Genomic DNA, 23,141 nt, shown 5'->3' on the forward strand with positions numbered 1-23,141 from the left:
TATTTCTTATAGTCAATGAGGAGAATGCAATGAGCATTGAAGTCACCATCGAGATCCCTAAGGGTTCCCGCAACAAGTACGAAGTCGACCACGAGACCGGCAAGGTTTACCTCGACCGCTACCTGTTCACCCCTATGGCATACCCGCTGGATTACGGCTTCATCGACCACACTCTTGGTGAGGACGGCGACCCATTGGATGCGCTGGTCATCCTCCCAGAGCCAGTTTTCCCAGGTGTGATCGTTAAGGCTCGTCCACTGGGTGTTTTCAAGATGACCGATGAGGCTGGCGGCGACGACAAGCTGCTCTGTGTGATCGATGATCCACGTTGGGATCACCTGCAGGACATCCAGGATGTTTCTTCCTTCTTGCGTGATGAGATCGAGCACTTCTTTGTGCACTACAAGGATCTTGAGCCAAACAAGGAAGTCACCGGTTCCGGTTGGGGTGACAAAGCTGAGGCTGAGAAGATTCACGCTGAGTCCATCGAGCGTTACCAGGGCTAGTTTTAGGCTGTGCCGTTTGAGGTAACTGTCGACCCAGTGTGTTTGGCATTTTGTAACGAAGATGCCTTATGCGCTGGCCTTTCCCCTCGCCCACATACCTATGGGGGTATCTACATTGCGGGGTTCCCCGCTACTCTAGGAAAACAGCTAGCATGTTCGTTATGCGTGAAGTATCAGTGACTGAGGTGCCTGCGGGCGCACAGCTTATCGACGTCCGTGAGACTGACGAGTTCGCCGAGGTGCATGCCTCTGGCGCTAAGAATATTCCTATGAGCGAGGTGACCACCCGCGTGGGTGAGATCGATTGCGACAAGGATATTTATGTCATTTGTAAAGGTGGCGGGCGCAGTGCTCGTGTCATCGAGTACTTGAATGCTCGCGATATTGATGCGATCAATGTTGCCGAGGGTACCGACGGTTGGGTTGCGGCCGGTTTGCCCACTGAGTAGTTCGTTCTTTTTCCGCGTGGCGCTGTAGAGATTTTCCTTACAGCGCCTTTCCCCTTTTCTAGGTTTTTATCGGCAGTGTCACCTACCCTTGGGTATATGACCCCAGAAATTCCCGCTGACCTGCTTCATTCTCCTACGTTTCAGGCTGAGCGCATTCGTAAGTGCTTGCGCGATGGCAGCGAGGAGGTGTTGTCCAAGCATTCGGTGCGTATGCGAGAGTATTGGATTTTGGGTTTTGTAGCGGGTGTGGAGCCACCGACTCAGGTGGCGATTGCTGCCGCACTGGGGGTGGACCCTTCAGACATGGTGCGTTTGATCGATTCGATGGAAAACCGTGGTTGGGTTCGCAGGGAGCTCGATCCTCGGGATCGTCGTAGGCATTTGGTGCATATTACGGATTCGGGGCGCGCATTGTATGAGGAATTATCGGTGTTGGTAGCGCAGTCGGAGGCAAAGGTATTGGCGGCTGCGGGTGACGTGGCGACAGCGCAGGCAATACTGCGTCGATTGGCTGACCAGTTGGTTTTTGGGGTGTAGATGGTGGTTCCTGAGCAGTTTCTTCGTTCTGGTAAAGCACCTCGTCCGCGCACGTTGGTGGATATTTTTCGCTCATCGGTGGCCGCCTTCCCGGAGGCTGCAGCATTAGATTGTGGCGATGTGTTGACCTATGCGGATCTTGCAGAGTTGGTCGATGATCGTGTTGCGCAGTTGCATGCTGCTGGGGTGGGTGCTGGTTGTCGGGTGGGTGTGCGGTTGCCCTCGGGGCAGCCGGATTTGTATGTGACGATTTTGGCGGTGTTGTGTGCGGGGGCGGCGTATGTGCCAGTGGATGCGGATGATCCGGATGAGCGTGCGGAGTTGGTGTTCGGGGAGGCCAACGTTGATGCGGTGTGGTCTGCTGCGGGGTTAAGGGTGACCACTGCGCAGGCGCAGCCGCTGACCGCGGGGCCGTATTTGGAGGATACGGCGTGGATTATTTTTACTTCGGGTTCGACGGGTAAGCCGAAGGGTGTTGCGGTGTCGCATCGCAGTGCTGCTGCTTTTGTGGATGCCGAGCGTGAGTTGTTTGTGCGCGATCAGCCGCTTGGCCCGGATGATCGTGTGTTGGCGGGGTTGTCGGTGGCGTTTGATGCCTCATGTGAGGAGATGTGGCTGGCGTGGGGGCATGGGGCTTGTTTGGTTCCTGCACCACGGTCGTTGGTGCGTACTGGGTTGGATTTGGGCCCGTGGTTGATTAGTCGTGATATTTCGATTGTGTCGACGGTTCCTACTCTTGCGGGCATGTGGCCTGCAGAGGCGTTGGATAATGTGCGCTTGTTGATCTTGGGCGGTGAGGCTTGTTCGGCGGAGTTGGTGGCCAGGGTGGCGTCGCCACGCCGCGAGGTGTGGAATACCTATGGTCCGACGGAGGCTACGGTGGTCACGTGCGCTGCTCGTTTGGAGGCTGGCCAACCGGTGGCGATTGGGTTGCCGCTGGCGGGGTGGGATACCGCGGTCGTAGGCGCTGATGGTCAGCCGGTGGCTATGGGGGAAGTTGGCGAGCTGGTTATTGGCGGGGTGGGCCTTGCTCAGTATCTGGATCCGGTGAAGGATCGGGAGAAGTTTTCGGCGGAGCTTGGCTGGGAGCGGGCGTATCGTTCGGGGGATCATGTGCGCTTGTGCGAGGACGGCTTGTATTTTGTGGGGCGTATCGACGACCAAGTCAAGATCGGTGGCCGCCGAATCGAGTTGGGCGAGGTGGAGGCCTATGTGGCCGCGTTGCCTAATGTGGCGCAGTATGCGGTGGTGGTTCGTGAGACTGCCGCTGGCGAGAAGGTGCTGGTGGCGTATGTGTCGCCGCAGGATCCAGACGTTGATATTGATACTTCTGCTTTAGATGAGATGCCTCGGGCTATGGTGCCACGGCTTGTGGTGCTGCCGGAGATCCCGACGACTACGTCGGGTAAGGCGGATAAGAAGGCGTTGCCGTGGCCGTTGGAGTCGGCGCAGGTTACGGGCTCAGATTTCACTCCGACGCAGCAGTGGTTAGCCCAGTTGTGGGTGGATGTGTTGGGGGTTCCGGTTGGTGATGTGGATGCGGACTTTTTTGCTTTAGGTGGTACGTCGTTGGCGGCGGCTGGGGTGGTGTCGCGGATTCGGCAGAAGGCTCCCACGATGTCGGTGCGGGATTTGTATGATCATCCGCGGTTGGGGGCGTTGGCTGAGGTTGTGGAGCAGCTGCCTGACGCGGCGGTGGCTAAGCCGCGTGAGCTGAGGCCGGTGCCGTGGGCTACGCGGGTGGTCCAGGCGGTCATTATTTGGTTGTGTGCAACTATTCGGGCGGCTAGTTGGGTGGCGTGGTTGTTGGTGATCAACAATGTTGCTGCAGGTTGGGGTGCTAGTTGGGCGCGCCCGCTGCCGTGGTTGTTCGTGGTGTTATTCACGTTGCTGGTGGCAACGCCTGTGGGGCGGTTGCCGTTGGGGGCATGGAGTGCGCGGCTAATCACAGCACGGATTTCGCCTGGGGATTATCCGCGCGGCGGTGTCACCCATGTGCGCTTGTGGGCGGCACAGCGGCTTTTCGACGCCTTCGGTGCGGGTGATATTGCTGGCGCGACGTGGGTAAATTATTGCGCCCGTGTGTTGGGTGCCCAGGTTGGCCGTGGGGTGGATTTACACACGATGCCGCCGGTGACAGGCCTTTTGCGTTTGGGTGATCATTGCGCGGTGGAACCCGAGGTTGATCTTAGTGGCGTGTGGGTTGATGGCGATGCGGTCCATGTGGGTGCTATTGAGATTGCTGAAGATGCCCGCGTGGGTGCGCGTTCCACGTTGTTGCCTGGCACGGTCATTGGTGCTGGTGCTCATATTGAGGCTGGTTCAACGGTCACGGGCGCGGTAGTTAAAGCTGGTGCGCGGTGGTCGGGTTCGCCGGCTGCGAAGGTGGGGCGTTCCAAACATCGTTTCCCCGAGGAGCATCCGCCGCGTAGGTTGCGCTGGGTGCCGGTGTACGGGGTGTCGTCGTTAGTGTTGGCGCTGCTACCGTTGCTGGCGGTTGCTGCCGGAATGGTGGTGGTGTGGCGTTGGCAAGAGCGTACCCATACTGCGTTGTGGTGGTGGGTGCCGTTAGGCGTGGTGACGGCCATGGGGTTGTATGCCCTGCTGGTTGTGGTGCTGGTTCGGTTGTTGGGTTTGCGGCTTTCCCCTGGAATTACGGCGGTGCGTTCGGCGCGCGGTTGGCGGGTGTGGTGCATTGAGCGCCTGCTTGACGACGCCCGCACCTACCTGTTCCCGCTGTATGCCTCGCTTATCACCCCGTGGTGGTTCCGCCTCCTAGGGGCGAAGGTGGGCAAGGATGTGGAGATTTCTACGGCGGTGATGGTGCCCTCGTTATCTGAGATCCGCGACCGCGCTTTCTTGGCCGACGACACCCTCATCGGTGGCTACGAGCTCGGCGGTGGCTGGATGCGCTTGGGGCGCACGATCATCGGCAAGCGCTCCTTCGTGGGCAATTCTGGTATTGCCCTCCAAGGCCGCAAGCTAGCCAAAAACTCGCTGGTAGCGGTGCTCTCACAGGTGCCTAAAAAAGCTCGTTCTGGTTCTAACTGGTGGGGTTCGCCACCAGAACGCATGCGACGCGTCACCGTGAACAGTTGCGCCTCCGACACCAGTACCTTCTACCCCACCGTGGGCAAAAAATTCCTACGCGCCATGGTAGAAATCCTTCGACTAACAGCACCTATGACCAGTGGTTTTCTTTTGGCCGCAGTGCTCGTTTCCGCGCAGTGGCTTCTAGGTTTTGGGGTGGTGGCCGCACTATTCGGCACCGGCATAGCCTTGTGCGTGGCAGGCGCACTAGCCATCACGATCACCGCGGCGGTGAAATGGTGCTCCGTGGGCCGCCACCGCCCCGGCAACCACCCTCTGTGGAGCTGGTTCGTCTGGCTCAACGAACTCCAAGACACCTTCGTCGAAGTCGTAGCAGCCCCCTGGTTCTTCCACCACTGCACCGGCAGCGGCCTCATCAACTCAGGTCTTCGCCTCCTCGGCGTCCACATCGGCCCCGGCGCGTGGATCGACAGCTACTGGTTCCCTGAAACCGACCTGTGCCACGTCGGTACAGCAGCCACCGTAGGCCCTGGAACAGTCGTACAAACCCACCTGTTCCACGACCGCGTGATGAGCCTCGACCACGTCCACATAGGCGCAGGTGCAACCCTTGCCGCACACTCCGTCATGCTGCCGGCCTCCCGCATCGGAGAGGCCACCACCGTAGGGCCAGGCTCACTGGTCATGCGTGGCGACGACGTCCCCGCCCACTCTCACTGGCAAGGAAACCCCATCGCCACCATAACGACCTAACGCTTACGACGCGCCACTAACCACAATGCGGCCCTTCCGGTTTTAGAGTGCGTTGATTTTGTCTTGTAGCTGTCCGGAGTGGATTAGGCACCGCAAGATGTAGTGGTTGAGGTTTTTAAATCCTAGGGCGATGCCGCGTAGGTGTTCGAGTCTGCCGTTGATTGCCTCGACAGGGCCGTTGGACGCACCGATATCGAAGTAGGCAAGCACATCTTTGCGTCTTCGCCACAGGGTGCGTCCCAGTTGGGCGAGCTTTTCTAAACTTTTCGGTAATCCTTTATGCAGGGTGTGGATGATGCGTTCCATGAGCTTTTTGCCTTCTGATTTCTTCGGATGCGCGTACGCTGCGATCATGTCTTGGTAGAGCAGCCATGTTACTTCTAGGGCCACGTAGTCGTCATCGGTGGCCCACAACATTTCTAAGCGTTGCTTTTGTCGCTGGGTGAGATAGTTCGTCCTGGTCAACAGGGTGCGCCGGTGCTTGTACAGTGGGTCATCTTTGCATCCGCGACACCCGGTGGTCTCGCGTTGGAGTCTTTGTCGGCAACTGGTGAGTTTGTCGGCTGCTAGATGCACTACATGGAAAGGGGTCTATGACTTTGTTTGCTTGTGGTAGTTGCTCCTCGACTGCGGTGGCATAACCGGTAAACCGGCTCTTCCGGTTTTAGAGTGCATTGATTAGTTCGCCGGGGGTTCGGGCGTGGCACTACGCGGAGTAGGACGTTTTCCACAACCATGACTTGGCTGGGCTTGGCTGGCGTTGGTGGGCGTTGGTGGGCGCGCCACCCCCGCTCACCCCCGAAAAAGACGGCACTTCACACCAAATCTGCCCAAACGACCGGTTTTCTTGCGATTTGGTGTGAAGTGCCGAGAAAAATCCTTCGAAATACCCCCGTTTAGTAGCTCTTCCGGTTTTAGAGTGCACTGATTATGTGTCGCATGTTGACGGCGTGAATCAGGCACCACAAAATGTAGTGGTCGAAGTAGACGAGGATGTCCTTGCAGCACTTGTTCATGGTCCTACCCAACTGCACGATCTCAGCGATCCTAGCGTCTTTCATACCAACAAACGTGTCAATGAGCATGCTCATGGCTTTGTTGGCTGCTTGCTTGTTGGTAGTAGTACCAGGTCTGTTGTAGCGGCGCATAGTCGTCGTCGAAGTCAAACAGTTTTTCAAGCCTCCTACGGGGCTTGTCAGTCAGCAGGTGCATGGGTGGTCAACAGTGTTGTCCGGTTGCGGTAGAGCAGGTCTTTGCTCCCGGCCACGCCGGACTGTTGTTTCTCACTAAAGCTTGGTACGACACGTGGTGAGCTTGTCACCGGCTAGGCGTACAACGTGGAATAGGTCTATGACTTAGGTGGTGTTGAAAATGACGTCGCCAGCGGCGGCATAGCCTTGGAAGCTGTCCATGCTGGTGATTTTGACCTGATTATGAAACTTCGCTTTGATTATTCAGCCATGTCCGCAAACGCGTCAGTGTTTCTTCCTGGGGCAACGTCAAGAAGCTGGGTGGGGCGGATGACGTTTCCATCGCGCCATGTGTGTCGGTTGTGCGACCAGCGATGCTCATCAACACCGATGATCTTGACCCCGTTGAGGTAGTGCTTGTCGTTGTAGATCACGTCGCGGACAGCGGCTAAGGCCAAGGTGTTGGTAGTATCCAGCGGGTCGCCCTGTTAGTGGTTTTTGGATTGTCGGGCGCGTAGGTAAGGCCAGTGCGGAAGATCTTTTTGTAAGTAGTGCTTGTTGGTGCACCGGTAGTGTGGAAGGCGCACATAAAGGCGGGTTGGGTAGCTGATGATGGGTAGATTGACTAGGCTGCGGATGACGTGGTCGCGGATTACTTTAGGCTGCCCGCACGTGGGGTATTCATTGATGGGCTCGGCTTCGATGATGGTAACTATCACCGTGTTCTGTGGCCCTGGTGATAGTTTCTCCTAGTTCTGCGGTGCGGTAGATGGTATCGACGATGGCATTTCCGTTGGGCTGCATAATAGGTTCTTGGTTTTGTACGGATGGTTTAGACACCCTTTTTTCCTAGAGGGTGTCAGGTGTTTTGTGTGTGAGGCTCTGATCCAGAAGGAGTTTCACTGATAATGACTACCGTGTCACCGAGGAAAGGTCATGACCCGAACAGGGTCAACGAGATCAGCGCTAAGCTGATGGAAAATCCGGAAATCGCCGAACTGATCGGCGAGTTGTCGACTTCCACCGATGATGCCAGCGACCTGGTCAAAGGTCTTTTGCAGGCATCGATCAACGCTGGTCTGCAGGCTGAAATGGACGCGCATCTAGGATACGCGCACTCTGATCGTACGGCGAAAGCCCAGCTGGGCACCCCGGATGGTGGCAATCACCGCAACGGGTCGTACACCAAAACCGTCAACTCTGGTTACGGCACCTTTGATGTGACTATGCCCCGGGATCGAGCTGGCACGTTTACGCCGCGGATGCTGCCTAAAGGCACCCGCCGTCTGACGGAGCTTGATGACATGATCATCTCCCTGTACGCCGGTGGGATGACCGTGCGCGATATTTGCCACCACCTCGCCACCACCCTCGGGGTGGATATGAGCCCAGATACGATCAGCACCATTACCGACGCGGTGTTAGAAGAGGTCATGATCTGGCAAAACCGCCAGCTCGACGAGTTCTACCCAGTGATCTTCCTCGACGCGCTGCGAGTGAAGATCCGCGATGGCCACCGCGTGGTCAACAAGTCTTGCTACATGGCGGTAGGCGTCGACATGGACGGCATCAAGCACATCCTGGGATTGTGGATCGCAGACAATGAAGGCGCCAGTTTTTGGGCATCCGTGTGCGCTGACCTTGCCAACCGTGGGGTCCAAGACGTGTTCATCGTCTGCTGCGACGGGCTCAAAGGCCTGCCGGAAGCCGTGGAGGCAACCTGGCCGAATTCCATGGTGCAGACCTGTATCGTGCACCTGATCCGGGCGGCCAACAGGTGGGTGTCCTACCAAGACCGCAAACCCGTATCAAGTGCGCTACGGGAGGTCTACACCGCACCGACCGAGGACACCGCCCGCGCCGCCCTGGACGCATTCGAGGCCAGTGAACTGGGCCGTAAATACCCGCAATCGGTCAAAGTCTGGCGCGACGCCTGGGACCGGTTTGTGCCATTTTTGCAGTTCCCGCCTGCGGCACGGCGGGTACTCTACACCACGAATTCGATCGAATCGCTCAATGCTCAACTGCGTAAAGCTACTCGTAACTGGGGGCAATTCCCGAACGATACCGCGGCGCTGAAAACGCTGTGGCTGATGATCTGCAACATCGAGGACAAGCGCGCTGCCCAGCGAGCGAAGAAAGCGAAGCGCGCCATCGAATGCAACGGCTATATTGAAGGAGCGAAAGCCACCGGGTGGAAACAAGCCATCAACCAACTAGCCGTGGCTTACCCCGACCGATTCGCGGACTACTTGTAAACCAAGCCCCCCGCACACAAACAATCGGACACTCTCTTTTTCCTACAAAGCCAAGGACCCTAGTATCTTGTGCCATGCCCGAACCCCCGGCGAGCTAATCAATGCACTCTAAAACCGGAAGAGCCGCTTTGGCGGTAGCTGACACACTCATCCGGTCAATAGCAAGGCGCTGCAAGATCCAGCGGGTGACCCGATACGTGAGCTTGGCACCGTCATCAGCGCAGGTTAAAGATTCTTGGAAGATCTTTCTCTTACATGAGGCGGCTGTGCCTGACTTGGCTCAATTTAGTCAGACGGTTGGGGCAGCTTTTCGGTGAGTTCGCGGATGTCAGCGGGCAGGTCGGTTTGTGCATGGAGGGTCTGGCCTGCGATTTCGACGGTAAACGTCCGGTATTTCTTCAGGGTTCGCACTAATCGCTTCAACGACAGGCCCGTGGCTTGTTCCAACACGTGGCCTGTGGCCATCGCGGCCATCACAATGGTTAGGTGTGCGTGGATGGAGTCTTCTTTACGGTGATAAATCGGTCGGGCTTTCAGGTCTGATTTCGCCATTCGGAACGATTTCTCGATCGTGAACAGGCGCCGGTAGGCACCGATGACTTCCTGGGGTTTTAAGTCTGTGCGTGAGGTCTCGTATCCTTTAATCCCGGCCAGGGTTAGGTGCTTGTTGGCTAGGGTGTGGTTGACCTGCTTATTCGGGGCCTTGAGGTTGACGTATCGATTCCGCTTGACGGGTATCTTTCCGTCAACAGCACGCTGGGCTTTATCTAGTTGTTCGCCGATGCCGCGCCTTGTGCGCCGAGCCCTATCGTAGGAATACTGGTAATAGGTCACTGCCTGCGGTTTGCCGCTGGTGCGGCGTTTGTCGCTGTGGTGACGGTGGGTCCAGATGTGTCCGTCGTCGTAGTCGGTGTAGCTGCGCCCTTCCGCTGCATCTAGCCAGGCTTTAATTGGTTCTGGGATTTCGCGTTCTTTCGTGCCCAGAATGTAGTCCAACCCGGCATCGATAATCGCGGTCTTGTTGGCGGCTGAAAACATGCCAGCATCAGCAACAATCGTGATGTCGTCAAGGTGGTAGGCGTCTTTAAGACGCAGGATCATTGGCAACATGGTGTGCGTTTCCGCACGATTGCCTTCAAACGCGCCGATCGCCAAGGGCAAGCCGGTGGAGTCGGTGAGCATCCCGACAGTGATCTGGGGTTCGAGTCGGCGTTCTTTACTAAACCCGGGTTTGCGTAGCTCGTCGGGCACGTCAGTTTCAAAATACAAGGTTGTCACATCGTAGAGAACCATCACACCAGGACCAATGGCCGCGTGTGTGGCTAGCGCGTGGGTTATCTGGTCGCGGAAGTCTTTGTCGGCATACCGCGGAAGGTAGCGCTTTATAGTCGCGTATGAAGCCGAGGCCACGCCGACTTCTGCCAGAGTTTCAATGGAATCAAACTTGGAACCCGGCGAGATAATACGGGCTTGGACCAGGTTGAAAAACACCTCGTCCTTGCCGCTTGCCGTATCCAGGCCAAGGAGTTGGAAGGCCCCGCGAATCGCGTCTAGGAGAAGACCTGCGCGTTCACCGGATACCGTGACGGGATTATCAACCGTGCCTGTTCCAGACACAGCAACCGCAGAAGGCAACACTTTGAGGTCAAGTGAAATTTGCTCGCCATCGACAAGCCGCTGAGCCTTGACCATCAGCGCTGCGAGATCGTGGTCGGTATGGGCGGAGCCGACGTGTTCGATTTCAGGTTTGCGGTTGCGGTACCGCCAGATGATTTGAACAGCGGTCGCACCCGACGCCGTCGGGACCCGGCGGATACTCGGTGACATATTCAACAGCCTACCGGCACCCCCACCGCTACCCGCTTAGTCAGACAAAACCCGCACTCTGATACCCAACCCCACAGGCAGAAACGTCAATATGAACTACAACACACCAAAATGAGCCAAGTCAGGTTACATGAGGCGGCTGTGCACCGAAACCTGGGGACTTTTATGTGCAGCCTGGTGGGGAATCCGACGACAGGAAGATCAACGAGTCGACGGGTGATGTGGTCGCGTAACTTGCCAGACTGGCCGCAGTCCGGGCACACGCCGATAACGGCTACGGGCGTGGCCTCAATGATGGTCAGTGCTCCGGCATCAGCGGCACCGGTGATAGCAAGTCCGTTTTCCGCGGTACGGCAGATGGTGTCAGCAACGAGGTTTCCAGTAGGCTTCACAGGACGGGTCTCTGGTGGGTTTAGATGGTCGTGTAGCAACTTTCATTTTCACACTAGGGACCCCTACATGTTGTGGTGACCCGCTGAACCCGTCGTTTTCTACCTTATCCCGCTACGCACCCCAAAACCGGAAGAGCCAGATTTCCTAATCCAACGTGAAAGCTGCAGGACTACTAGAGCGTTGTGGATCTAAGTACAGCGGGGACCGCGTTGACGAATGTGTAGGGGGCAGTCGCAGAATCCGTGAGCACGCGGTTCTGAATCTCACCGGTTGGTAAGATACCCTCAATCCCTTGCTGCGAGTTAACCGTAAGGTTCAGTGAATGGTCTCGCAGTTTCTTTCCGCATCGCCCTCCGATATGCGCCTGCAGCAAAGATATTAGAACCTGGAGAACAAGTTCACAGAGAAAAACGCAAGTCAGCAATAAAATGGATGCGCGCGCTGCATCCCATTCGTTACCTGACAGAATCTGTAGGATTTGCCCTGTTAAGACTGGCTGTGTGGCCGTTATAATGCCGGCGGTGAACGCAAGAATTAGCAGGGTTGCGTATGAGCCGTATTGACCCCTCATTGCAATATTCCATACTGTCTTCACTATTACCCTTTAAAAATACAAATGGGGATGCGGACGTTTTGTTAGACACTTTCAACCTCACGCTACCGCAGCCATGCGATAACGCGCGATACTCATACCATTGAGACTAACTTTAATGCGATGATTGTTATAAAACTCGATATAAGCAGCAATGGCATCGTCAAGCTCTTGGATTGTCTGCCACCTCTTGCCGTAATACATCTCATTTTTCATCCGCCCGAAAAACCCCTCGCATGCCGCATTGTCAGGACTACACCCCTTTTTCGACATCGAACGAACGATGCCATATTTCGCAGTCAGACTATGCCAACTCCGACCACGGTAATGCACACCACGATCTGAATGAATCACTAATGAACCATCCGGTGGAAGACCCTCAGCATCAATAGCGGCCTGCAGCGTAGATTCTGCTAACTCCATAGTGGGATTCACACTCGTCTTAGCAGCAACGACTTTGCCATCGAAACAATCAATAATCACAGACAAATACACCCGCCCCTCATTCGCAGCGAAAACACTAATATCAGTCAGCCACAACGTATTCGCAGCAGTGGCATGAAAACAACGGTTGACCAGGTTCGGCGGAGCCGGAGAAATTTCTCCTTGATAACTGGAATATTTCACCTTCCGCTTCGGAAACCGCACCGTAATTGCTTCTTCGCGCATGAGCCTGCGAACTACTTTTTCACTGATAGTTATGCCTAAATGTCGTAATTGCCACCAGATACGGCGATAACCATAGGTATTATGTGAATCAGAACTGATGCGGTGCACCATGCTGCGAATAGCTGCGTGCTTATCAGGCATGCGTCGTTTTTTCAGGTGGTAATAGAAACTGGATGCAGCAAGACCACTAGCAGCGAGCAGCATTGCTAATGGAAACGTGCTACGCAAAGCGTCAACCACGTCGGTTTTGTGCTTATTACTCAGCTGACCGGGGATGACGCTTACGTCTTTTTTTATAATTTCCAGCTCCTTTTCCAACACGGCTTTTTCTACCAGCAGCGTGGCCATCTGCTGTTTTAACTGTGTTGGATTATCCGGCAATGATTTTTCTAGTGCTGCTTTAGTAGGGATGCGGCCATGGCCTGCGCGTTCTTTTTTCGACATCAAGCCCCATTGTCCTTCCTCACGGTAGCGTTGCGCCCAAGCATAGACGCTGGCGTGAGTGTGCAGGCAGCATTCCTGGGCAATATCAGCTGGTCGCCAACCATTGTGGAAAAGTTCTACTGCGCGAAGTTTGACTTCGTATGGGTAGTGGGTCAGGGTTTTGGCTTGTTTACGTGGTTGTGGTGGGGTTTTGGGCTCGCGTAGCCATTTATACAGGGTCCATCTGCCTGGGTAGCCGAGTTCGCGGACTGTTTTAGTCACTGATTGTGTGCGTTTGTAGACCCGCAGTGCTGTGCGCTTCTGCGTGTTGGTGTAGGAACGGTTCATAATGGAATCCTCCAAGATTCCGTCCGCATCCCCAATTGTTTGACTATTTTTCTAGATCAGTGAAGAACGGATATAGCCAATAGATTACGGCAGCAGAAGCTAAAGAAACGATGACAGTAATAGCAATACCTTGCTTCGAGTCAATTCCATCAAACATAATTCCAGCAATCGACAATACAGCCATAAAGGCTATCAAAGCTGTGAAATAACGCGTCATAATAGTCCTTTCAGAGAGTTAAATATAGATTTTATGAATTAAGGCTACATAATTTTTGGTTGCGTCCGCTAGCGTGGTGTATCTGTAACTACCGGTGAGGTCCTGATGAATGAATGAGGCGACCACCGTAGTACCTTTCGAATCAACTCCTACATCTCCTCGAAAGGAATATAACCGCGATGGTCGCCTTATTGTGCACCGGCACGAGGCTTACAACGGGTAACAGATGCACCACACTAGTGGACGTAACCTAGGGGGTCAGGTCCGAACACCAGCACATTGTCACTAGGCGTCGCTACGACGCCGGCACAGCACACCCCGAAACCGCAACAGAGCCATCCACCGCGCGAAAATGAAATTCTGTGAGAACGCACCACTTGAGCGCGGAATAAATACTCGGCAACGAAGTTTTAATTCTTAGGCGACAACCTCCTAACTGGGATTATGCGGGTCCCGCGAGCTCGGAAAATTGCAGCACTCTAGTACACCATTGCCTCAGCAAGCTTTCCTCATGGCTAACAATAACCACTGCACACCCGGCAGCAGCCGAATCGTACAACTTACGCATAACTCCTGCGGCTGTCGCGTGATCAAGCGCTGAGGTAGGCTCATCACACAAAATTACTGCGGGATCTGTTGCTAATGCTCGCGCAATTGCGACGCGTTGCCGCTGGCCACCAGATAAGTCAACAGGTAGCCTACGGTGAAGTGAGTCGTCAATATCAACGCCGATAAGTAATTCTTGCGCTCTTATCTGCGCAAACCGCTTAGTCTTAACTGATTTTGCATGCAGGGAAGCTCGTGTAACCGAGTCAAGCGCTGTCTTTTTTGGATTTAACGCCGATGCAGGATCCTGCGGCACTATCTGGGCCAAAGGACGAAGCTTACGTGGGATAGGTTTATCAGCTGGTCGGCGCGACCCCGCAAGCTCTAGATCACCCGTAGCATACGCATAACGCCCTAGTAGGGTTCGCAAGAAACTCGATTTGCCGCAACCAGATGGACCATAGATTCCAACCATTTCTCCTCGAAATAGCTCAAAATTCACGTCCTTGATCAACTCATAACCATCAGGTCGTTGCAATGCGATATCGAAGCACTGTAAAGCTTTGCTCCCAGAGTTCTGCCGTCTCACGCAATGAGTATTTTCGGGGACAACAACGTCACGATCTTCAGGTGGCGCTTCTTTTCCGACTCGCAAGAGTATATCTGCAAGACCACGCACTTCATCTTCTTGGTGTCCTGTGAAAATGATTGTGGTTCCGGTCTCTGCCAATTCACGTAACAGCGAACGTATTTTTGCGGATGTTTCCGAATCTAGGCCGGCCAATGGCTCATCCAGCACTATGACTTTCGGTGCACGGACTAAAGCACGAGCTAATGCAACACGTCGTTGTTGACCTCCGGATAATTGCCCGATCCGACGTCTGGCGGCACCAGCTTCCAGACCAACCTCCCGCAATTGTTCGGTGACGTTTAATCGGCTTTTCTCAGCGGAGACTTCGCGCAAGATAGAGCGGACGTTCATCAAAGGGTGCAATTCGAGGCCTGGATCTTGTCCGACAAATGCGACGTCTTCACGCCGAAATTTCAACAATTGCTTCCTATCCAAAGAAAACGGGTCGGTACCGAATAAGTGCAGGTTACCTGTGATACGGCTGTTCTCAGGTTTAAAACCAACGAGTGCACGAAGCAGAGTTGATTTTCCAGCACCACTGGTCCCTACGACTCCCATAATTTGACCAGCACGAACGTTGAATTTGACTTGTGGAAGCAAGGTCTTCCCGCGCAATGAGATACTAAGGTTTCCTTTGATATTATTCTTCTCATCCAGCATAATCGGCAACCTTTTTCTGACTGGAAATTTCTGTAGCTTCTGCAGCACCAAGCAAAGACAATATGACAACAGAACTCAGTCCCAACAGCGTAACCGGGGCGACTACAGCCCAAGGATTTAACAGAATTCCTTGGGCGTTTTCATTAACCATTGTTGACCACGCAAAACGTCCAAGGCTGCTGCCTACGCCTAAGAAAGATGCGATAGCTAAAAGGTACAGCGCTTCGATAATCCGAAGCCCCCATACTGAACGTAAAATGTGGGACATATTCGGGATTATGTCCTTAACTACGATTCGCCACGATGGCTCCCCCATCGATTGCGCGGCCTGAACATATCCCGTTCCCGCAATATTATGTGCGCCCGCTGCGCATACTCTCGCCGCATATGGGGTCCCTAGAAAAGCAACAGTAAGTATCAGCAGCCAGATACCGGCCTCGGGGAATATAACAGTAAGCAAAAGCATCAGGATAACCGATGGCACCAATATAATGGCATCGGCCAATGTATCGATAACTACTCCTAGCCGTGGATACAAAGCACCAAATGAACCAAGGATAGCAGCAAAAATAGTCGTAAGAGTGCCACCAATAATCGCAGTCAACAGTAGCGATTGTCCACCGTGCAAAATCGCTCCAAATACCGGCCTACCAAGGTGATCTGTTCCAAGTGGTTTTACCTGTTCTGAAGGAGCGAATGGAACCCCTTGTGGGGAAACGGACGCGACGTCACCGATCAATTCTGCCATCCATGGCCCACACAAGACACTGATGAAGAAGATGAGAGCGAAACCAAGTCTCACTAGTTTGAATCGTGTCATAGTTGTCCTTTCGGACTCAGCGCTGCTTTTATGCCATCCGCGATTGTAAGCAAGAGCAATACTATGGAGCCTGTGACCGCCAGCATGGCTACCAAAACTGGAATATCGCGTTGGTTAACTGCTGAAGCAATTACTAGCCCTACTCCAGGGTGATTAAAGAGAGTTTCTACTGCCACAGTTCCTGCTACCAATACCCCAGAACTAGTTGCTAGTGATGCCGCAATTGCAGGCGCTGCTAAAGGAAATATATGTATCCATAGCAAGCGGCGCTCGCTGATCCCGGCAAGACGTGCTGTATCGACATGAGGTAATTTACAGACATCACTGGTGGCGCTACGGACTATTCGGCTGTTCCAAGCTACTTGGGGCACCAACAATGTCACCACTGGTAGCACATACATATTCCAATCGAGTCCCGTAGCTGAGCCGGTTAACGACGATGCGGGGAGAATGCGCAACCACAACGCAAATACTGCGATCAAAAATACACCGACGACAAACTCCGGGATTGCAATTAAGCCTGTTGTCGAAATATCAATTACCCGAGCTGCAAAACTCTTATTACTGGTGAATGCCCACCACAACCCAATTACAATCGAGCAAACGGCAGTAATTCCAAAAGCAATCCCGGTGGTTATCAGCGTGGTTGGTAATGAATGCGCTAAAAGATCGCTAATTTCCCTCCCACTAGCTGAAGTACCGAAATCCCCTTGGACTGCACCAACCAACCAAGATACAAATCGGAGATAAACGGGTTTGGCTAATCCTAATTCGGATTCAGCAGCCGCGAGTGCTTCCTCCGTGCGGTTCGAGCCGAGCCTTTGGGTCGCTGCATTACCTGGTAGAAGATCCACCAAGATAAATACCGTAGCCAAAACACCGACTAGCAACAGCAACCGAAGGCCTAGCCGAGGAAGCAACCATCGCAGCACCGTCATATTAAGACTTCGTCACCGTTTCGAGTTTCACACGACCATAACCTGGAGCATCTGGAATTCCATTAATATTCTTCGCAGCAATATCGACAGCATCCGATGCTCCCCACACCACATAGCCACCGCGATTGAACTGGATCTCTTGCAACTTTTTATTCAGCTTTATGATTTCATCTTCGTCATTGCTTGCCAAAAGTTTGCTGTATGTCTCGTTGAATTCTTTGTCATCGAATGCAGTCTCATTCGACGGTGCATCACCGTCTAGGACTTTGCCCGCAAAAAATAGTGTGGTGTCGTTAGTACCCCAGTACGTGGAGTAAAGGTCCGCTTTTGTCCAGATATCATCATAGAAAGTTCCGGACTCTTTTTCGACGACGTCTACTTTGACCCCGATGTCTTTCATCTGCTCAGCAAACAACTTCATTGCATCCAATTGCCCAGGGGCTTCTGGAGTGACGTAAAGCTCGTAGGTCTTATTGGAATCGAAATCTGCTTCTTTTAGTAGTTTTTTAGCCTTTTCGATGTCGCGTTCACGCTGCAAGCTGGTATCTAAATTAGGATCTCCAGTACCCAATACATCATTAGCCGTCTTTCCAAAGCCCGACAATGCACCATCCACGATTGCTTGCCGGTCTACACCGAGACGAATTGCTTCACGGACTTTTTTGTCGGCGAATGGTCCATCGCTAGTACGCATAGCAACAGGTAGAACCGAATCATTCGAGCGCGTATGGACCTGCAGGTCATCGTTCCCCTCTGCAGTGCGTGCAGCCGTTGCACCAACCGACTGTGCAAGATCGATTTGTCCGGAGACAATCGCGTTTGTCATCGCAGTGGTGTCCTCAAATGGGATGACCTCAATTTTGTTAATCTCCGGTTTATGCCCATGATAATTCTCATTAGCCACGAGGGTTGCAGCGCCATTTTTCCAAGATTCAAGCTTAAATGGGCCTGTCCCAATGGCATCTTCTGGAGTCGTATCTTTCTTCATGACAAACGTCATGAGCCGGGCTAGCATTGGAAGTTGTGAATTTGGCTCCTCAGTCTCCATAGCCACGGTATCCTCATCAATTGCCTTGATGGACTCAGGAATGACCGGCAATTTATAATAGTTCCCCTCGTCTTCTAACAAACGGTGGAATGACCATTCTGCGTCATCTGCCGTAACGTCAGAGCCATCATGGAACCTCGCACGATCATTGATCGTAAATTCCCAGGTTGTATCACCAGTTTGCTTCCAAGAATCCATCAAACGAGGCTCAACGACTTCATCAGCGCCAGGAATTGTCATCGCATCCCAGATCAACGAGTTGATAAGCATATCTGAATCATTTGGCAGTAGCTTGTGTGGGTCGCGCTGTGCGTTAGCGGCTTTTCCGAGAGCTCCAACTCGTAAAACTGTCTCCTTGCCATCCTTCTCACCAGCCGGTGCTTCGGATGCCGAGTTATCGGCACGATCGCTACATGAGACCAATAGAAGAGAAGCAGCGGTAACAGCGGCGATACTCGCATACATTCGGGAACTACGCGGTTTGAACATGTTCTTCCTTTACACGTGAAAGGTTCGATACTGACATTTGACAGAAAGTTTATTAAGTTTTCTGTGATTGAACCAATCAATCGGTTAAAATTTAAGAGGTGAGCCTACCCTCTTGAAGAGCACCTTGACAATCATGCGAAACGTCTAATTTTCTGCGTTCGGGGTTTGGTTCACCGGCAGACTGTCAATCGATCAGGGCACCCGACTAATTGCTTGATGCCGTGTTCCCTCCCCATGGCTCTACCCCTTCAATTTAAACGACGCACTCGATTCCATGTTTTAGTTTCCTCATTCACCAGGGCAGCGCTTTGTCTTCAACGTTGCAAATCGCCAGCCACAGCGTCTACAACGCCGCTATATCTATTGGGAATTGATCCCTATCGTGGTCAGGTTTGCGCATCCCATCATTGATTACCCCATCCGAATTGGTAACTTGAAGCGCCCGCTGAACTACCGGCCGGAACTGCAGAAACGGAACGGACTGCACCCACGTATTGCGCTAGCCTTTTTCGACAGTGAAACCCCCTATCCCAAATTCGAGGATTCACAATCGAGCAAGGCCGTACGTGCGTTGCCTGGGGTCTTTGCCCTACAAAGCTCTTTACACCCCTGTCATCCCCAATCTAGGTATGGAAAACTAGGCAAAATGAGCCAACCCCACAACAAGGTTCCAGCTGACATTAATCGACGATTACTATCGTTGTCATTACCACTTGCTGGAACTCAACTCGCTAATATTGCGTTGTCGACGACTGACACCATAGTCATGGGGCAATTGGGGACCCAAGCATTAGCCGGCGGTGGCCTCGCAGTGATTTGGTTTAATCAGTTACGCACCATGGGTGTGGGGATACTTACTCCTTTAGGTAACCGAATTGCACATCACCACGCACGATGGGAAGAATCTAAAGTTGGATCCAAGGAGAGGGATCAAGTTGCAGCAGAGATTAAGGATCTGTCTCGGGTGGGATTGTTGCTATCGACACTACTCGGGGTGGTAGGAGGCTTCTTACTCGTAGGCATCGGCCTCGCCTTACCGTTGATTGGTCAGCCTAGCGGAATTGTCGATTATGCCCTTCCAACAATGATTGCACTCGCGCCAGGACTTATCCCATGTCTCTGGTTTCAAGTGGCTCGCCAGTTCACTGTCGGTCTAAGCAAACCGCAAGCATTATTGCTCATTACCTTGGTGAGCATCCTAATAAACTTAGTGCTGGATCTCGCGTTGGCTCATGGATACGGTCCAATCCCAGCTCTGGGGGTCTGGGGAATAGGGTTAGCAACCAGCCTCGTGCATCTGTGCACAGCGTCAATCTTTTTGACGCTTATCAAACGCAATTCTAGTTTTAACGAGTTTTATGACCACCACCTATGGAAAGCATCGCCCAGCTCGATACGTAGGCAGCTCAAGCTCGGAGTACCGGTTTCATTAACTTACGGCGCAGAGGCAGGGATGTTTTCAGTCCTAGCCATGATTATGGGTACGCTCAGTGCCGAAGCTCTGGCAGCACACAATGTCGCTTACCAAGTTACGTTTATTGTCTTCCAGTTCGGCGTAGGATTTTCGCACGGTGCATCAATCGTCGTCAGCTCAATGTTCAGTACAAGGTCACCACAAGCCGCGCGTTCTGCAGCAGTTCGCGCAATGGTGATGGTGCTCATCATCGTTGCGTTAGCCGCTTTAGCTTTTTGGACCATCCCTCGCACGGTTTTAGGCCCATTTCTACACGCAGCAGACGAACAGACCATCACTCTAGCAGTATCGTTATTAACGATTGGTGCACTTATGGAGGTCGTCGATACCGGACAGAACGTGGCAATCGGTGTGTTGCGTGGGATCGGGGATACCACCACCGGATTAAAAGCATCGTTGGTCGGGTATTGGATTATTGGTCTGCCTGTCGCTCTACTATTTTCCTATCCACTCGCATTAGGTCCGCAAGGAGTGTGGTGGGGTTTGACTCTCGGGTTAGCCGCTGCAAGTGCGGTGCTGTGGAAAAAGTTTTTCCACAGCACCGCTTCGACAGAGGGCGCCTGACGGTTTGTACGTATGCTTCTGAACTGGATGAGGAAACACGACAGCACGAACTGCCCCGACTTTTGTTGCGAGACGTTCGCAGCTCTGAAGGGTCGCTTCTTACCAGCGGGATTCGATCTCCGTAATTTCTACCGAGATGCGGCGGCGCAACGATTGCTGTGCCTTAGCTTGGCCGGCACAGCAATTGCGCACGAGGGAACGGACGAGTTCTTCGCGCTCTAGGCGTTGCTGGCAGAAATCGCATTGGGCGATGTGCTCACGGATGGCCAAAGCGCGGGCGTAGGTCGTGGATTCATCGAGAAGCTCGCAAAATAGGTTGTGTACCTCAGTGGAGCTGCACGCACCACAGTTCTTTCCGGTTGCGCCTTCCATTACTTGTCCTCTATGTCTGGGTGTTCTAATCCAATTCCTTGTTCACGTGCTACGTCCTTCAACGCCTTCCGGAGCATTTTTCTTCCACGGTGCAGGCGGGACATCACCGTTCCCAATGGAGTATCCATGATTTCGGCGATTTCCTTGTACGCTAAGCCCTCCACATCGGAGTAGTAGACCACCATCCGGTAATCCTCAGGTAGGTCATTAATGGCCTGCGAGATGGACCTATCTGGCATCTCTTTAAGCGCTGCCACCTCGGCGGATTCTAAGCCGGTGGAATCGTGTCTCGCGGTGGTATAGAGCTGAAAATCACTCAGATCATCGGCAGAAGACTCGGTAGGGCGCCGCTTCGCCTTGCGATAAGAGTTGATGTAGTTATTGGTCATGATGCGATAAAGCCATGCCTTCAGGTTCGTTCCCTGCTTAAAGGAATGGAAGGACTTATAGGCCTTCAGATAGGTCTCTTGCACCAAGTCTTCCGCGTCTTGCGGGTTTCGTGTCATGCGCAGCGCGCCGCCATAGAGCTGATCGAGCAGCGGGAGCGCTTCCTTTTCAAAGCGGCGCTGCAGCTCCTTCTCGCTCACTGTTTCTTTAACCAAACAATCTATCCTAACGTCTCGCGCTAAAATTCCTATATGGCCAAAAAGTCCCCGCATGCCGCTACCCCGGCGTTGAAAGTCATCGAAGATGCCGGAGTTAAGCACTCCGTATCCACCTTTGAAGCGGGCAAGGATCACTTTGGTGATCATGCCGCGGCGGGCTTAGACGTAGAACCCGAGCGCGTGCTGAAAACGCTCATCATCGATCTCACCGCAGGCAAGGGCCCGCGCCGCGAGCTGGCGGTATGCGTGATTCCCACCACGCACCATTTAAGCCTCAAGAAAGCGGCCGCTGCCCTTGGCGTATTGGTCTGGGCTGGATTAAATAGACCATGCGGTTTGATCGTGTCTTCCGTGACAGCTCCTTGTTAGGCAGGAAGACTGATAATCATGAAGAAGTTTTCAAAACACACTCCTGAGCAGATCGTGGCCAAGCTTGATAAAGCCCGATCCATGAAGGCCTCGGATAGTACCGTGGCCGAAGTCTGCCGCGACCTCGGTGTTAGCGAGGCAACCTACCATCGCTGGATCAAGCAGTACGGCGAGATGTCCCGCAGTAAACCCCGCCGCTTTAAAGAACTGTAGGAAGAAAACGCCAAGCTCAAGCGCCTACTCGGAGAAGTCGAGTTAGAAAAAGCGCTACTGAAGGAGCTTGCGGAGGGAAAATTCTGACCCCGGCACGCAAATATGAAGCCATCGATTACGCTGTATCTGTGGGCTATTCGGTGCGCTTCGCCTGTCGCGTGGTCGGGGTATCTAGAAGCGGCGTACTACAACGCCCGCACACGCCACCAGCAGCCCAGCGTGGATAAGTACGCTGCTCTACGCAGGTGGCTCGTCACCTTCGCTGGTGAGCACCGACGCTGGGGCTATCGCCGCGCTTGGGTGAAAGCCCGGCAGGCTGGTTTTACCTGTGGCCGTGATGTGGTGTACTACCTGTGGCACCAAGAGGGGTTGCGGGTCTTGCCTCGCAAAGCTGGTAAGCAATGGTGCTTGCCTGTGCCAACGCCGCGCACGCAGCCAGCGACATCTCTGGGGCATGTGTGGGCACTGGACTTCCAGTTCGATAGCGACTACCAAGGCAAAGCCTTTTAAGATCTGCAACGTGATCGACGAGTACACCGGTGAGCATGGTGGTTTCGAGGTCGCTCGGTCAATTACTGCTACTGCGGTGATTGACCTGCTGGAGAACGTGAGCTGGCTGGGTGGGCAGCTAAGCAAGACACCGTCGAGGCGTTCACCCCACCGGGAATGCCATGGCATAACGGGTCTGTGGAGTCCTTCCACAACCGGCTACGCGACGAGCTGCTAGAAGACGAGATGTTCGACGACCCCGCCCATGTGTCGCGTTGCCTGCGACTGTGGTCGAAGCGCTATGATAACTATTATCCTCATTCGAGCCTAGGGTTTATCCCGCCGACTGAGTACGCCAACCAATGGCACCACACCCAGGAAGGCACTCAAACCGTCCGGTCCTAAAAACCAGCCCGGCCCAAAAGTCTTTGCTGCGTACTGCAAAAGTAAATCTCTTTTGCGTATACGGTGAGCAGAAAACTTGATGGCTTCCCTTTCTTCCTAATAGGCTCCCCGCAATGCTTCTTTATAATTTTAAGAAGTTTTTGTTACGAGCATGTAGGAAATCCGGGTGGCACTTAAATTTTCTCCGGTTAGTTCTGGGCAGGCCACCTAATAATAGACTCTTCCGGCTACTATCCCAATGCTTTCCCAAAGATTATCTCTGCGCTACCCCATACGCTGAACTTGGCACATATGATGTATCACGT

Annotated in this window: 22 protein-coding genes and 4 pseudogenes; 10 read left to right on the top strand and 16 right to left on the bottom strand. The window is 53.5% G+C overall.

From position 1 onward, the window contains the following. Window positions 1-29: 29 nt before the first annotated feature. The 4 genes from ABMV07_RS11545 to ABMV07_RS11560 all read left to right on the top strand — a co-directional run bounded on the left by ABMV07_RS11545 (window position 30) and on the right by ABMV07_RS11560 (window position 5,296). The gene (locus tag ABMV07_RS11545) at window positions 30-506 is read left to right on the top strand and encodes an inorganic diphosphatase (protein ID WP_003852922.1); all 477 of its coding nucleotides are present in this window, start codon (window positions 30-32) and stop codon (window positions 504-506) included. A gap of 152 nt (window positions 507-658) precedes the next feature. Further along, window positions 659-955, top strand: a complete 297-nt coding sequence (locus ABMV07_RS11550) for a rhodanese-like domain-containing protein (protein ID WP_014308711.1) — start codon at window positions 659-661, stop codon at window positions 953-955. A 75-nt stretch (window positions 956-1,030) separates the two neighbouring features. Continuing rightward, window positions 1,031-1,492 carry a MarR family winged helix-turn-helix transcriptional regulator gene (locus tag ABMV07_RS11555; RefSeq protein ID WP_088266301.1) on the top strand — a complete coding sequence of 154 codons (462 nt, stop codon included), beginning with the start codon at window positions 1,031-1,033 and terminating at the stop codon, window positions 1,490-1,492. Continuing rightward, window positions 1,493-5,296 (top strand): Pls/PosA family non-ribosomal peptide synthetase, encoded by a 3,804-nt coding sequence (locus ABMV07_RS11560; RefSeq protein ID WP_197692126.1) that lies wholly within the window; start codon window positions 1,493-1,495, stop codon window positions 5,294-5,296. Between the two features lie 42 nt (window positions 5,297-5,338). On the opposite strand, the pseudogene ABMV07_RS11565 reads toward ABMV07_RS11560, so the two are convergent. From ABMV07_RS11565 to ABMV07_RS14020, 4 genes and pseudogenes are all read right to left on the bottom strand, one after another. Continuing rightward, window positions 5,339-5,945, bottom strand: a pseudogene (locus tag ABMV07_RS11565) (transposase); the annotation flags it as partial. 265 nt (window positions 5,946-6,210) lie between these two features. Continuing rightward, the gene (locus ABMV07_RS14010; RefSeq protein ID WP_409338638.1) at window positions 6,211-6,462 is read right to left on the bottom strand and encodes a transposase; all 252 of its coding nucleotides are present in this window, start codon (window positions 6,460-6,462) and stop codon (window positions 6,211-6,213) included. A gap of 284 nt (window positions 6,463-6,746) precedes the next feature. Then, complete coding sequence (locus ABMV07_RS14015) at window positions 6,747-6,944, bottom strand: hypothetical protein (RefSeq protein ID WP_374064626.1); 198 nt, start codon at window positions 6,942-6,944, stop codon at window positions 6,747-6,749. A gap of 30 nt (window positions 6,945-6,974) precedes the next feature. Further along, window positions 6,975-7,205, bottom strand: a complete 231-nt coding sequence (locus ABMV07_RS14020) for a hypothetical protein (protein WP_409338639.1) — start codon at window positions 7,203-7,205, stop codon at window positions 6,975-6,977. A gap of 189 nt (window positions 7,206-7,394) precedes the next feature. Between ABMV07_RS14020 and ABMV07_RS11575 the strand changes: the two genes are divergently transcribed. Beyond that, window positions 7,395-8,744, top strand: coding sequence for an IS256-like element IS1132 family transposase (locus ABMV07_RS11575; protein WP_374064592.1), 1,350 nt, complete (start codon window positions 7,395-7,397; stop codon window positions 8,742-8,744). 124 nt (window positions 8,745-8,868) lie between these two features. Here the strand turns inward: ABMV07_RS11575 and ABMV07_RS11580 are convergent. The 10 genes and pseudogenes from ABMV07_RS11580 to ABMV07_RS11625 form a co-directional block, all read right to left on the bottom strand. Then, window positions 8,869-9,012: pseudogene (locus ABMV07_RS11580) on the bottom strand (ISL3 family transposase); the annotation flags it as partial. 17 nt (window positions 9,013-9,029) lie between these two features. Then, window positions 9,030-10,571: an IS1634 family transposase gene (locus ABMV07_RS11585; RefSeq protein ID WP_374064146.1), complete on the bottom strand. Its 1,542-nt coding sequence runs from the start codon at window positions 10,569-10,571 to the stop codon at window positions 9,030-9,032. Between the two features lie 128 nt (window positions 10,572-10,699). Then, window positions 10,700-10,963: pseudogene (locus ABMV07_RS11590) on the bottom strand (transposase family protein); the annotation flags it as partial. 173 nt (window positions 10,964-11,136) lie between these two features. Next, complete coding sequence (locus ABMV07_RS11595) at window positions 11,137-11,535, bottom strand: ABC transporter transmembrane domain-containing protein (RefSeq protein ID WP_374065027.1); 399 nt, start codon at window positions 11,533-11,535, stop codon at window positions 11,137-11,139. 81 nt (window positions 11,536-11,616) lie between these two features. Next, window positions 11,617-12,996 (bottom strand): IS3 family transposase, encoded by a 1,380-nt coding sequence (locus ABMV07_RS11600; RefSeq protein ID WP_010934530.1) that lies wholly within the window; start codon window positions 12,994-12,996, stop codon window positions 11,617-11,619. 43 nt (window positions 12,997-13,039) lie between these two features. Further along, on the bottom strand, window positions 13,040-13,213 hold the full coding sequence (locus ABMV07_RS11605; RefSeq protein ID WP_014301128.1) for a hypothetical protein: 174 nt from the start codon (window positions 13,211-13,213) through the stop codon (window positions 13,040-13,042). Window positions 13,214-13,655: 442 nt separating this feature from the next. Beyond that, a complete protein-coding gene (locus tag ABMV07_RS11610; RefSeq protein WP_374064618.1) occupies window positions 13,656-15,050 on the bottom strand; it encodes an ABC transporter ATP-binding protein in 1,395 nt (464 codons plus the stop codon). Further along, window positions 15,040-15,870, bottom strand: coding sequence for an ABC transporter permease (locus ABMV07_RS11615; protein WP_088267746.1), 831 nt, complete (start codon window positions 15,868-15,870; stop codon window positions 15,040-15,042). Before ABMV07_RS11615 ends, ABMV07_RS11610 begins: the two co-directional genes overlap by 11 nt. Next, window positions 15,867-16,808 carry an ABC transporter permease gene (locus ABMV07_RS11620; protein WP_088267745.1) on the bottom strand — a complete coding sequence of 314 codons (942 nt, stop codon included), beginning with the start codon at window positions 16,806-16,808 and terminating at the stop codon, window positions 15,867-15,869. Before ABMV07_RS11620 ends, ABMV07_RS11615 begins: the two co-directional genes overlap by 4 nt. Before the next feature lies 1 nt (window position 16,809). Then, window positions 16,810-18,345 carry an ABC transporter substrate-binding protein gene (locus tag ABMV07_RS11625; protein ID WP_196977670.1) on the bottom strand — a complete coding sequence of 512 codons (1,536 nt, stop codon included), beginning with the start codon at window positions 18,343-18,345 and terminating at the stop codon, window positions 16,810-16,812. Window positions 18,346-18,991: 646 nt separating this feature from the next. On the opposite strand from ABMV07_RS11625, the gene ABMV07_RS11630 reads away from it, so the two are divergent. Continuing rightward, complete coding sequence (locus ABMV07_RS11630) at window positions 18,992-20,383, top strand: MATE family efflux transporter (RefSeq protein WP_088267743.1); 1,392 nt, start codon at window positions 18,992-18,994, stop codon at window positions 20,381-20,383. A 99-nt stretch (window positions 20,384-20,482) separates the two neighbouring features. Here ABMV07_RS11630 and ABMV07_RS11635 read toward each other — a convergent pair whose 3' ends face one another. Next, complete coding sequence (locus ABMV07_RS11635) at window positions 20,483-20,755, bottom strand: anti-sigma factor (protein ID WP_374064619.1); 273 nt, start codon at window positions 20,753-20,755, stop codon at window positions 20,483-20,485. Beyond that, window positions 20,755-21,357 (bottom strand): sigma-70 family RNA polymerase sigma factor, encoded by a 603-nt coding sequence (locus ABMV07_RS11640; protein WP_374064620.1) that lies wholly within the window; start codon window positions 21,355-21,357, stop codon window positions 20,755-20,757. The genes ABMV07_RS11635 and ABMV07_RS11640 overlap by 1 nt, the downstream gene beginning before the upstream one ends. A 36-nt stretch (window positions 21,358-21,393) precedes the next feature. Here ABMV07_RS11640 and ABMV07_RS11645 point away from each other — a divergent pair. The 4 genes and pseudogenes from ABMV07_RS11645 to ABMV07_RS11660 form a co-directional block, all read left to right on the top strand. Continuing rightward, window positions 21,394-21,660, top strand: a pseudogene (locus ABMV07_RS11645) (Cys-tRNA(Pro) deacylase); the annotation flags it as partial. An 87-nt stretch (window positions 21,661-21,747) separates the two neighbouring features. Continuing rightward, window positions 21,748-21,942, top strand: coding sequence for a transposase (locus ABMV07_RS11650; RefSeq protein ID WP_088267741.1), 195 nt, complete (start codon window positions 21,748-21,750; stop codon window positions 21,940-21,942). 102 nt (window positions 21,943-22,044) lie between these two features. Continuing rightward, window positions 22,045-22,452, top strand: a complete 408-nt coding sequence (locus ABMV07_RS11655) for an IS3 family transposase (protein WP_196977667.1) — start codon at window positions 22,045-22,047, stop codon at window positions 22,450-22,452. A gap of 156 nt (window positions 22,453-22,608) precedes the next feature. After that, window positions 22,609-22,836 (top strand): integrase core domain-containing protein, encoded by a 228-nt coding sequence (locus tag ABMV07_RS11660; RefSeq protein WP_097784562.1) that lies wholly within the window; start codon window positions 22,609-22,611, stop codon window positions 22,834-22,836. Window positions 22,837-23,141: the final 305 nt, after the last annotated feature.

Source organism: Corynebacterium belfantii (assembly GCF_041898185.1).
GTDB classification, from domain to species: Bacteria; Actinomycetota; Actinomycetes; order Mycobacteriales; family Mycobacteriaceae; genus Corynebacterium; species Corynebacterium belfantii.

Excerpts from the sequence above, each read along its gene's own strand:
- ABMV07_RS11545 (WP_003852922.1), top strand. The coding sequence starts at position 30 with ATGAGCATTGAAGTCACCATCGAGATCCCTAAGGGTTCCCGCAACAAG.
- ABMV07_RS11550 (WP_014308711.1), top strand. The coding sequence starts at position 659 with ATGTTCGTTATGCGTGAAGTATCAGTGACTGAGGTGCCTGCGGGCGCA.
- ABMV07_RS11560 (WP_197692126.1), top strand. The coding sequence starts at position 1,493 with ATGGTGGTTCCTGAGCAGTTTCTTCGTTCTGGTAAAGCACCTCGTCCG.
- ABMV07_RS11575 (WP_374064592.1), top strand. The coding sequence starts at position 7,395 with ATGACTACCGTGTCACCGAGGAAAGGTCATGACCCGAACAGGGTCAAC.
- ABMV07_RS11585 (WP_374064146.1), bottom strand. The coding sequence starts at position 10,571 with ATGTCACCGAGTATCCGCCGGGTCCCGACGGCGTCGGGTGCGACCGCT.
- ABMV07_RS11595 (WP_374065027.1), bottom strand. The coding sequence starts at position 11,535 with ATGAGGGGTCAATACGGCTCATACGCAACCCTGCTAATTCTTGCGTTC.
- ABMV07_RS11600 (WP_010934530.1), bottom strand. The coding sequence starts at position 12,996 with ATGAACCGTTCCTACACCAACACGCAGAAGCGCACAGCACTGCGGGTC.
- ABMV07_RS11605 (WP_014301128.1), bottom strand. The coding sequence starts at position 13,213 with ATGACGCGTTATTTCACAGCTTTGATAGCCTTTATGGCTGTATTGTCG.
- ABMV07_RS11610 (WP_374064618.1), bottom strand. The coding sequence starts at position 15,050 with ATGCTGGATGAGAAGAATAATATCAAAGGAAACCTTAGTATCTCATTG.
- ABMV07_RS11615 (WP_088267746.1), bottom strand. The coding sequence starts at position 15,870 with ATGACACGATTCAAACTAGTGAGACTTGGTTTCGCTCTCATCTTCTTC.
- ABMV07_RS11620 (WP_088267745.1), bottom strand. The coding sequence starts at position 16,808 with ATGACGGTGCTGCGATGGTTGCTTCCTCGGCTAGGCCTTCGGTTGCTG.
- ABMV07_RS11625 (WP_196977670.1), bottom strand. The coding sequence starts at position 18,345 with ATGTTCAAACCGCGTAGTTCCCGAATGTATGCGAGTATCGCCGCTGTT.
- ABMV07_RS11630 (WP_088267743.1), top strand. The coding sequence starts at position 18,992 with ATGAGCCAACCCCACAACAAGGTTCCAGCTGACATTAATCGACGATTA.
- ABMV07_RS11635 (WP_374064619.1), bottom strand. The coding sequence starts at position 20,755 with ATGGAAGGCGCAACCGGAAAGAACTGTGGTGCGTGCAGCTCCACTGAG.
- ABMV07_RS11650 (WP_088267741.1), top strand. The coding sequence starts at position 21,748 with ATGAAGAAGTTTTCAAAACACACTCCTGAGCAGATCGTGGCCAAGCTT.
- ABMV07_RS11655 (WP_196977667.1), top strand. The coding sequence starts at position 22,045 with ATGAAGCCATCGATTACGCTGTATCTGTGGGCTATTCGGTGCGCTTCG.
- ABMV07_RS11660 (WP_097784562.1), top strand. The coding sequence starts at position 22,609 with ATGCCATGGCATAACGGGTCTGTGGAGTCCTTCCACAACCGGCTACGC.